Raw genomic sequence first — 8,731 nt, forward strand, 5'->3', positions numbered from 1 at the left:
CGCCACCGCCGGTGGAACGGCGACGCGCCGGCTCGTCGTCCGCCTGCTCGGAGGAAGCCGCGCGGGTCGAAACGATCTCTGACAGCAGAGCCTTGTGCTGGAGCTTGTTCAGATAACCGGTCGCGGGATAGCCACGTGCCGCCTGCCACCGCTTCAATACGGAACGAGTCTCGTCGTCGAACTTTCCCGTCGCCTTGATGTCGAAGCCGAGCCCGGCGAGACGGCGCTGCACGTCGCGGCGCTGGCTCTTGTCCAGACCGATCTGGTCTTCGGAGACCTGGTTGGCTTCTTCGGTGAAGGCCGCGGGATCGATCCCGGCCGAAAGATTGCGGGTGGTGTTGGAAGGACTATCCTAGCTTTGCCGTCAAGGCGTCGCGGGTGAGATTGGAGCCCGCGACGACATCGAAGCCGATATTGCGCAGCACCCTGGCGATTGCCTTGGAATCGATCGCCGGGTTGGGAAGCTGCGGGACATTCTCGTAAGCGGCGTTGCCGACTACGAAGGCAACGCGCTTGTCGGCCAAGGCCGCGCTGCCGCTGAGCAGAAATGTTGCGATTGAAATGCTGCGATCAAGAAGCGCATGATCATTCTCCCCTGACCAAACTTCTTCGCTGCCATCGGATCCGACTGACCCGATCTGATGGGAGCAATCTGATCCAGTTCACAACGATGCACAGTGATCTGGATCACTCGGGGATTTCTGCTGCTCGAACCGAGCTGAGAGACGCTGCGACGGTTGCTTTTCGGGCTGCTGACGCAGCGGGCAATAAACGGCCGGTGACGAGCAATGGCAGGGAGATTGTACCCGCTACGGCCCCGAGACCAGCCAGTCGCCGAAACTGTTCGAGAAGGCGGGTTTGCTCTGCACTCTACTTCCGATGACGAGTGCGGCAGCGCTCCCTCCCAGTGGTAGGCCCGTGCCACTGGCCGAACATGCATGGATGCCGCCCGGCTGGGGCGCTAAGATGCGCGTGAGATTCCGACCGTTGGTGAATGTGACCCGCATCACGTCAGGGCATTTGAACCTGCCCTATGCTCGCAGCATCAAATCGCTATCAGGCGTAACAACGAGGATACGACAATGACCCGTTTCGATAAGTTTTTTGGACTGAAGGCGATTACTCTCTCCGCCGCGCTGTCGATGACGGCAGGCCTGGCACTGGCCGGCGACAACAATGTCTCCACCAACCAAATCCTGGATGCACTGAAGCCCAAGCCGGCGACCCGCGGCCTGTCCGTCGGTCCGCAGGCCGACACGACGGCGCAGGCCAAGGAAGCGACTTTCCTGAACACCGTACGCAACCGCTCGACCCGTTCGCTTTCGACGGGCGAGCGCGAGCAGATTGCGGAACTCGCCGCCACCAAGCCGAAAATCGACCTGGAGATCCAGTTCGACTACAACTCGGCCGACATCGCCAAGGCCTCGATGGCCTCGGTGCAGGCGCTCGGCAAGGCCTTGTCCGATCCGGCGCTCAAGGGCTCGACCTTCGTGGTCGCCGGCCATACCGACGCGACCGGTGGCGAAGAGTACAATCAAGGGCTCTCCGAGCGGCGCGCCGACACCATCAAGAAGTATTTGATGCAGAACTACGGCCTGAACGGCACCGATCTCGTCACTGTCGGTTACGGTGAGACCAAGCTGAAGGATACCGCCAACGGCGCCGACCCGATCAACCGCCGCGTCCAGGTCGTGAACATGGACACCAAGACCGCGTCGAAATAAGTTCTAGGCATTCATCGTAACAACCACGCCGCCTGCCACCCTGGTAGGCGGCGTTGTCATATCCAGCTCTGGAACAGCATCAGCCGGCCGAATGTCCGCATGGAGGTGCCGACGAAAGCTGCGGAAACCGGCAGCATGACCGCAAAGCCGGCCGCGGCGACGCCGACATAGGCCCATAGCAGCCAGCGCGGCAGCCCTTCCCGGCGCAGCACATAGACCAGCGCGAGCGACGCCGCGGTCGCGGCCGGCAGGTAATAGTAGATGAAGCCGAGTGTGCGCGGCAGCAACGCCCAGGCGAGCCACGGCCCGAAATAGAACGCCGCGATCAGGAACGCATCCCAGCGCCGCGCCACGATGAAGTCACGCAGCACCACAATGAGCGCAATCAGCGCCGGCCACAACACCAGCGGATTGCCGAGAAAGACGATCGCGGCGACGTTGTCCTCCGCGCTCTTGTCGAACAGGAACCAGACGGGACGGGCGAGCAGCGGCCAGGACGGCCACGAACTCATATAGGTGTGGCCGGCAATCGCGGTCGTCGTGTTGTCGGCGAAGATCCGGCGCTGCGCCTCGAGCAGGTCCGTCAGCGACAGGCCGTAGAGTGGAACGAAAGCTGCAAGATAAGCCACGCCTGGCAGGACGGCGAAGCACAGCGCGACATGGTGCAGCCTGAAGGCGGGCCAGAGGTCCGGCTGATACCAGTCGTCCGGCTTCGCGTCGGCGAACAGCGTGCGCCAGCCCTGCATCAGACGGATCACCGCAACGATGACGATACAGACGCCGAGCGGAAACAGGCCGCTCCATTTGCAGGCTGCGGCCAGACCGAACAGGCCGCCGGCGAGCGCGAACAGCGCCTGCGGCCGCTCTCGTCGAAAACCATGCATGAAGGCCGCGGTCGCGAGCAGACCGAAGCCGAGCGCAAAGATATCGAGCATGGCGATGCGCGCCTGCACGTACAGCATCTGGTTCAGCCCGGCGATCAGCGCCGCCGCGATGGCGAGCCCTTGCGCGGAGAACAGCGCGAGGCCGCACAGATAGATCGCGACGATCGCCAATGCGCCGAACAATGTCGCGGGATAGCGCCAGCCGAACGCGTTGTCGCCAAAGGCCGCGATCGAGGCCGCGATCAGCTCCTTTCCCAGCGGCGGATGCATCGGATTGAGCATCGGCTGCGACATCGCCGGTGCCAGCATCTGCCGCGCCGCCGGCACGTAGTGCACCTCGTCGAAGACGAATTTCGCGGGCGTCGTCAGTCCGATCAGCAGCGCGAGATGTGCGACCAGGAAAATTGCGACAGCAATGACTGTGCTCCGCGACATCTTTGGAACTGCGGACGGTTCAAGCGGCTGCTGTGGGGATGTTTTGCGTGGCAAATTTGCGTCACCGCGGACAAAAAAAGAGATCGCGATTTTCATTGAACGCATTCTGCCGCGACTGTCACTAAGCATAGCGCACGTCCCGCGCTGCTTGTGATAAATTCGCCACATCGCAAGCATGCGCAATCCGGTACGATCAGGGACATATCGATCGGTTGCGAAATGAATTTACATTTCTGGTTTTTCTCCACCCTTTTGTCGGCCGCATTATGTGCGGCGCCTTGCGCGCTGGCACAGACGCGGGTCGGCGAAGCCGTCGTGATCCAGAACGAAGTGGTGCGCGTCGCCGCGACCACGACGCCGATCAGCGTCGGCGACAGCATGCTGCGCGACGAGACCGTGCGCACCGGCGCCGACAGCGCGGCGCGCTTCGTGATGGCCGACAGCACCAATCTGTCGCTCGGCCCGAGCGCCACGCTCAAGCTCGACCGCACCGTGTTCAACGACGAGCGCAGCTATCGCGACGTCGCGATCCGCATGACCACCGGCGCATTCCGTTTCGTCACCGGACACTCCGAGAAGACCGCCTACAAGATCACGACGCCGCTTGCGACCATCGGCGTGCGCGGCACTACGCTCGACATCCTCTCGCAGCGCGGGCGCTCCGTCGTAGTGCTTCAGGACGGAGCGGCCAGCGTCTGCACGAAGAGCTCCCAGTGCGTGCAACTCACTCAGCCTGGCGACACCGCGATCATCACCTCGACCGGCGGCAAGGTGAGCATCACCAAGTCCAATACGCCGCCCTGGACCTTCGCCGCCAACTGCGCAGCGAGCGCCGGGTTGTGCGCGGTGAACCAGTACGCCGGCGCCTCGCCGACCATCACGCCCGCCGTCCAGGACGACGGCATGCTGTGCGGGCGCTGACAATGGCAGCGCTCCGCATCCGCGACCTGCTTCTTGCCGCAGCGCTGATGGCCATGGGCGCCGTGGCGCTGACATGGAGTGTGCAGTCGGCCTCCGCCGCAACCCTGACGCTGACCGATTGCGAGACAAATTGCTCGCCGACGCCCACACCGACCTCAACCTACACGCCGCCGCCCACGTCGACCGGTACGCCGCCGCCCACGCCGAACCCTTATCCGTCGCCTTATCCGAGCCCGTCTCCGTCCCCGACCGGCGCCGATTCCAGCGGCAATTCGATCGGCGGCCTCGCGGGCCAGCGCTTCAACCAGATGATCACCAACCGGGTGCTCGGCACGGTCCTGCTCGGCGTCAACGAGCAGGTCAATTGCAGCGACTGCGTCAGCGCGTTCGGCTCGGCCGGCTCGTTCTCGGCCGGCATCCACGGCCGCAAGGAGCTGACCAACAATCTGTCGCTGCTCGCCGGCATCGCCTACACGCACTATAACGAAGGCGGCTACAAGATCACGAGCGCGCCGATCGGTGCGTTCGCGCTGCGCTACGACTTCACCGATTGGGGCTCCTCGCGCCCGTTCTTCGACGTCGGAACGATCCTGACGCCGTGGGAGAAGGCGCGCTACACCCGCAGCTACAACACCAGTCTCGGTCCGGTGAGCGTGACCAGTTCGACCAACGCCTCGAACTACGCGGTCTACGGCCGCGCCGGCTGGATGAGCCGCGTGTCGCCGCGCGACGAGGTCGCAGCTTCGATCGAGGTCTGGCAGCTCTGGCAGCGCGTGTCTGGCTATACCGACAGCACGGTGGCTTTCAATCCGTTCGACGCCACCATCGCAACCGGCACCGACCGCACCAGCCTGGTCAAGATCGGCGGCCAGTGGACACATCTCTACAGCAGCAATATCGAGGCCAACATCAACGGCGGCTGGGTGCAGTCATTTGCGAGCCACAGCGGCATCGTCGCGACCGTGACCGGCAACGGCGTGGTGGTGCCGACCATGGGCAACCAGGGCTGGTTCGAATATGGCGGCCGCCTCGGCTTCCGCGTGCAAAAGGGCTGGGTCGTGGATCTCTTCGCCAACGGCACGCTGGGCCCGCAGCCGGTCGGCAACACCATCCACGGCGGCGTGGGGCTGCGGATCAATTATTAGGGCCTCGCCAAGGCGCTATCTTGTAGGGTGGGCAAAGCGTAAGCGTGCCCACCGCTTCTCACTCAATTGAGGAAGAAGGTGGGCACGGCGCATGCGCGCCTTAGCCCACCTACGGCACCTGTGTCGCCGCTACGCGGCCGACTTGCCCTCGAATGCCCGGCGCAGAACGTCGACGTCCAGCTTCACCATCTTCATCATGGCCTGCATCGCGCGCGCGGCGGCAGCCTTGTCAGGGCTCGACAGGAATTCGAACATCACTTTCGGCACCACCTGCCACGCCACGCCCCAGCGATCCCTGAGCCAGCCGCATTGCTCTTCCTTGCCGCCATGGGCCAGGAACGCATTCCAGACGTGATCGACCTGCGCCTGATCGTCGCAATGAATCATCAGCGAGATGGCGTGGGTGTATTCCATCTTCATCCCGCCGTTGAGCGCGACCAGCGGCTGTCCCGCCACGGTGAACTCGACGACGAGCACGGAGCCATCCTTGCCGGAGGGACCGTCCGAAACATTGCGCTGAACGTGCGTGATCGCGGAATTCGGAACGAGGGAGACGTAGAATTTTGCAGCGTCCTCGGCATCGCCGTTGAACCACATGCAGGGCACGAGCTTGGACATCGTGGATGCTCCTTTTCAGATGTTCCGGGTTTGGATCAGGCAGTCGCCATCTCGGGCTGCGGAGGGGCGGCCGCGAGATCCATCCAGTTCACACCCCACATATGGCCATCCGGATCCTCGAAGCTGCGGCCGTACATGAAGCTGTATTCGTCCTTCGGACTGGGATCGGCCACGCCGCCCGCAGCCTCGGCCTTGCCGATGATATCGTCGACCTCGCTGCGGCTGTCAGCCGACAGGCAGAACAGGACCTGGTTCGAGGTCTTGGCATCCGCGATCGGCTTCGGCGTGAACTGACGGAATTTGTCGTGGGTCAGCAGCATGGCGAAGATGGTCTCGGAAAAGACCATGCAACTCGCCGTGTCATCGCAGAATTGCGGGTTTTTGACCGCGCCGATCGCCTCGTAAAAGGCGGTCGCGCGCTTGAGGTCGGTCACCGGCAGGTTGACGAAGATCATCTTGGGCATTGGAAGCTCCTTGGGCGGGTTCTGCCCAAGGACGGACGGCCTGGCGGCCATCCGACACGGCCTTCCGACTATTTTTTCGGACCCCAGCTGCGAGGTTCTGTCGCACCGAGCCCGCTCCCTCGAGGCAGCCTTACTTCTTCTCGTTGGGATCCCGGTGCACCGGGTCGATCCACAGCACCGTTTCGGGCTTCTCGACCGGCTCGATGTCGAGGTTGATCGCCACCGCCTCGCCGTCGCTGCGCACCAGCACGCATTCCAGCACCTCGTCGGGACTGGCGTTGATCTCCTGGTGCGGCACGTAAGGCGGCACGAAAATGAAATCGCCGGGGCCTGCCTCCGCGGTGAATTGCAGGCTCTCGCCCCAGCGCATCCGCGCCTTGCCCTTCACGACATAGATGACGCTTTCGAGATGACCGTGATGATGCGCGCCGGTCTTGGCATCCGGCTTGATGCTGACGGTGCCCGCCCACAATTTCTGAGCGCCGACGCGCGCGAAATTGATCGCGGCCGCGCGGTCCATGCCTGCCGTCGAGGGCACGTTGGTGTCGAGCTGGTTGCCGGGAATGACGCGCACGCCGTCATGTTTCCAGCGATCGTCGTGATCGTGGTCATGGTGGGAATGCGAATGATCATGGCCGGTCATGGGACTTGCTTTCTGTTGGTTCCGTGCGCGGCAAACTAACCCGAAGCTGCGCCCGCGAGCCATAACAAAATCGGAACCCTCGTAGCCGCGAGACGTTGTCTTTGCGAACCAAGTGGAAGGAGAGTTTCATGGGTAGCACGACCGACAAGATCAAGGGCAACGCCAACGAGGCCATCGGCAAGGCCAAGCAAGGCATCGGTGAAGCCACCGGTTCCGACCGCATGAAGGGCGAAGGCGCGGTCCAGGAAGTGAAGGGCAAGGGCCAGCAGGCCATGGGCGATGCGAAGGACGCTGCGAAGGAAGCGATGGATCGCGCCGCGGCAGCGGCAAAGCGCGCGACGGAGTGACGCGCGCAGTATTGGAAGCGAAAAGACCGGCCGAGAGGCCGGTCTTTTTGTTTGTGCGGTCATTCCGGGGCGGCTTGAAGAGCCGAACCCGGAATGACGGTGAGATTATTTCACCGCGAGCAATTCCACGTCGAACATCAGCGTTGCGTTCGGCGGGATCACGCCGCCGGCACCGCGGGCGCCATAGCCGAGTTGCGGCGGGATGATCAGCGTGCGCTTGCCGCCAACCTTCATGGAGGCGACGCCCTCGTCCCAACCGGCGATGACGCGGCCCTTGCCGATGGGGAATTCGAACGGCTCCTTACGATCGACGGAGCTATCGAATTTCTTGCCCTTCTGGCCGTTCTCATAGAGCCAGCCGGTATAGTGCATCACGCAGATCTGGCCGGCCTGGGGCGAAGCACCGGTGCCGACGGTGGAGTCGATGATCTGCAAGCCTGAAGCTGTGGTCATGGTCTTTCCTGCGGTCTGGGCCGAGGCCGTGGTGGAAACGAAATGCGACACGCCTGCGATCACCGTGATCGCGAGTGCCGACATCAGGGTGAGGAGCGCGCGCTGGAAACGCTGCATAAGGCACCTTCCGTTTGAGGCGGAAGGTGTCTAGCGCAACGCGGGTAGGGTTTCCACCCCTCAGACCTCGATATTTTCCAGCCGGACCGGGAGCTTGCGGATGCGCTGGCCGGTGGCGTGGTGGATCGCGTTGCAGATCGCAGCATTGGTGCCGACATTGGCGAGCTCGCCGAGTCCTTTGACGCCTGCGGGGTTGATATGATCGTCCTGCTCGGAGAGCATGATCACCTCGACGCCCGGGACGTCCGCATTTACCGGCACGAGGTAGTCGGCAAGATTGTCGTTGACGTAGCGCGCATTGCGCTCGTCGATTTCCGTCGCCTCCAGCAGCGCCGACGACATGCCCCAGATCAGGCCGCCCATCAGCTGGCTGCGCGCCGTGCGCGGGTTCATGATGCGGCCGCCGGCGAAGGCCCCGACCAGACGGGGGCAGCGGATCTCATGCGTGAAGCGGTTGACGCGGACCTCAACGAACTCCGCGCCGAAGGCATATGCAATTTGGTCCTTCATCTGGTGGCCACCGACCAACCGGACTTGCCCGCTGTGCATGGCTTTGAACGAATCGAGCGGCGCACCTTCCGGCTTCCACTCGCCATATTCCTCGACCACGCCGACGCCGAGGGCATCGAACGCCTTCTCGATATCGAGCGGGCGATCGCTCTTGGCGGCTTGGGTCGCCGGCGCCTGGCTGATGCCAACGGTCTCTTTGGCCTTGTCTGTGAGACTGTCAGGCATCACTGCCTTGAACAGGCGCTGGCGAATCTGATCGCACACCATCATCACCGCCGAGCAGGTGCTCGCGGTCGAGTTCGATCCGCCGGCAACCGGCGCCGGGGGCAGATCGCTGTCACCCATGAAGACGGCGACTTTCTCGAGGGGCACGCCGAGCCGCTCGGCCGCGGTCTGGGCGATCACCGTGTAGGCACCGGTGCCGATCTCGTGGCCGGCGATCTCGACCCGGGTCCGGCCGTCACGCTGCA

Annotated in this window: 11 protein-coding genes and 1 pseudogene; 4 read left to right on the forward strand and 8 right to left on the reverse strand. The window is 63.5% G+C overall.

Going from position 1 to position 8,731, the window contains the following annotated elements:
• Both MOV75_RS17840 and MOV75_RS17845 read right to left on the reverse strand, forming a co-directional pair.
• A pseudogene (locus tag MOV75_RS17840) lies at positions 1-346 on the reverse strand (peptidoglycan-binding domain-containing protein); the annotation flags it as partial.
• Position 347: 1 nt separating this feature from the next.
• Positions 348-524 carry a caspase family protein gene (locus tag MOV75_RS17845; protein ID WP_246927523.1) on the reverse strand — a complete coding sequence of 59 codons (177 nt, stop codon included), beginning with the start codon at positions 522-524 and terminating at the stop codon, positions 348-350.
• A gap of 558 nt (positions 525-1,082) precedes the next feature.
• Between MOV75_RS17845 and MOV75_RS17850 the strand changes: the two genes are divergently transcribed.
• Positions 1,083-1,724 (forward strand): OmpA family protein, encoded by a 642-nt coding sequence (locus MOV75_RS17850; RefSeq protein WP_246927535.1) that lies wholly within the window; start codon positions 1,083-1,085, stop codon positions 1,722-1,724.
• Positions 1,725-1,780: 56 nt separating this feature from the next.
• Here MOV75_RS17850 and MOV75_RS17855 read toward each other — a convergent pair whose 3' ends face one another.
• The gene (locus tag MOV75_RS17855; protein WP_246927568.1) at positions 1,781-3,211 is read right to left on the reverse strand and encodes a phospholipid carrier-dependent glycosyltransferase; all 1,431 of its coding nucleotides are present in this window, start codon (positions 3,209-3,211) and stop codon (positions 1,781-1,783) included.
• Between the two features lie 51 nt (positions 3,212-3,262).
• Between MOV75_RS17855 and MOV75_RS17860 the strand changes: the two genes are divergently transcribed.
• The gene (locus tag MOV75_RS17860; RefSeq protein WP_249796719.1) at positions 3,263-3,964 is read left to right on the forward strand and encodes a FecR domain-containing protein; all 702 of its coding nucleotides are present in this window, start codon (positions 3,263-3,265) and stop codon (positions 3,962-3,964) included.
• Between the two features lie 2 nt (positions 3,965-3,966).
• The gene (locus tag MOV75_RS17865) at positions 3,967-5,109 is read left to right on the forward strand and encodes a hypothetical protein (RefSeq protein WP_246927540.1); all 1,143 of its coding nucleotides are present in this window, start codon (positions 3,967-3,969) and stop codon (positions 5,107-5,109) included.
• A 129-nt stretch (positions 5,110-5,238) separates the two neighbouring features.
• On the opposite strand, the gene MOV75_RS17870 is transcribed toward MOV75_RS17865, so the two are convergent.
• The 3 genes from MOV75_RS17870 to MOV75_RS17880 all read right to left on the reverse strand — a co-directional run bounded on the left by MOV75_RS17870 (position 5,239) and on the right by MOV75_RS17880 (position 6,834).
• Positions 5,239-5,727: a VOC family protein gene (locus tag MOV75_RS17870; RefSeq protein ID WP_246927542.1), complete on the reverse strand. Its 489-nt coding sequence runs from the start codon at positions 5,725-5,727 to the stop codon at positions 5,239-5,241.
• A gap of 35 nt (positions 5,728-5,762) precedes the next feature.
• A complete protein-coding gene (locus tag MOV75_RS17875) occupies positions 5,763-6,191 on the reverse strand; it encodes a VOC family protein (RefSeq protein ID WP_246927545.1) in 429 nt (142 codons plus the stop codon).
• Positions 6,192-6,321: 130 nt separating this feature from the next.
• Positions 6,322-6,834, reverse strand: a complete 513-nt coding sequence (locus tag MOV75_RS17880; protein WP_080137629.1) for a cupin domain-containing protein — start codon at positions 6,832-6,834, stop codon at positions 6,322-6,324.
• A 128-nt stretch (positions 6,835-6,962) separates the two neighbouring features.
• Between MOV75_RS17880 and MOV75_RS17885 the strand changes: the two genes are divergently transcribed.
• Positions 6,963-7,181, forward strand: coding sequence for a CsbD family protein (locus tag MOV75_RS17885; protein WP_246927548.1), 219 nt, complete (start codon positions 6,963-6,965; stop codon positions 7,179-7,181).
• A 105-nt stretch (positions 7,182-7,286) separates the two neighbouring features.
• On the opposite strand, the gene MOV75_RS17890 is transcribed toward MOV75_RS17885, so the two are convergent.
• The gene (locus MOV75_RS17890; protein WP_212092113.1) at positions 7,287-7,751 is read right to left on the reverse strand and encodes an FKBP-type peptidyl-prolyl cis-trans isomerase; all 465 of its coding nucleotides are present in this window, start codon (positions 7,749-7,751) and stop codon (positions 7,287-7,289) included.
• Positions 7,752-7,811: 60 nt separating this feature from the next.
• Positions 7,812-8,731: molybdopterin cofactor-binding domain-containing protein (locus MOV75_RS17895; protein ID WP_247006294.1), on the reverse strand; the 920-nt coding region annotated here is incomplete at its 5' end.

The organism is Bradyrhizobium sp. PRIMUS42, assembly GCF_023006515.1.
Lineage (GTDB): Bacteria > Pseudomonadota > Alphaproteobacteria > Rhizobiales > Xanthobacteraceae > Bradyrhizobium.

Bases quoted from the DNA above. Each gene is read 5' to 3' on its own strand.
- MOV75_RS17865 (WP_246927540.1), top strand. From the start codon at position 3,967: ATGGCAGCGCTCCGCATCCGCGACCTGCTTCTTGCCGCAGCGCTGATG.
- MOV75_RS17880 (WP_080137629.1), bottom strand. From the start codon at position 6,834: ATGACCGGCCATGATCATTCGCATTCCCACCATGACCACGATCACGAC.
- MOV75_RS17885 (WP_246927548.1), top strand. From the start codon at position 6,963: ATGGGTAGCACGACCGACAAGATCAAGGGCAACGCCAACGAGGCCATC.
- MOV75_RS17875 (WP_246927545.1), bottom strand. From the start codon at position 6,191: ATGCCCAAGATGATCTTCGTCAACCTGCCGGTGACCGACCTCAAGCGC.
- MOV75_RS17855 (WP_246927568.1), bottom strand. From the start codon at position 3,211: ATGTGGCGAATTTATCACAAGCAGCGCGGGACGTGCGCTATGCTTAGT.
- MOV75_RS17890 (WP_212092113.1), bottom strand. From the start codon at position 7,751: ATGCAGCGTTTCCAGCGCGCGCTCCTCACCCTGATGTCGGCACTCGCG.
- MOV75_RS17860 (WP_249796719.1), top strand. From the start codon at position 3,263: ATGAATTTACATTTCTGGTTTTTCTCCACCCTTTTGTCGGCCGCATTA.
- MOV75_RS17850 (WP_246927535.1), top strand. From the start codon at position 1,083: ATGACCCGTTTCGATAAGTTTTTTGGACTGAAGGCGATTACTCTCTCC.
- MOV75_RS17870 (WP_246927542.1), bottom strand. From the start codon at position 5,727: ATGTCCAAGCTCGTGCCCTGCATGTGGTTCAACGGCGATGCCGAGGAC.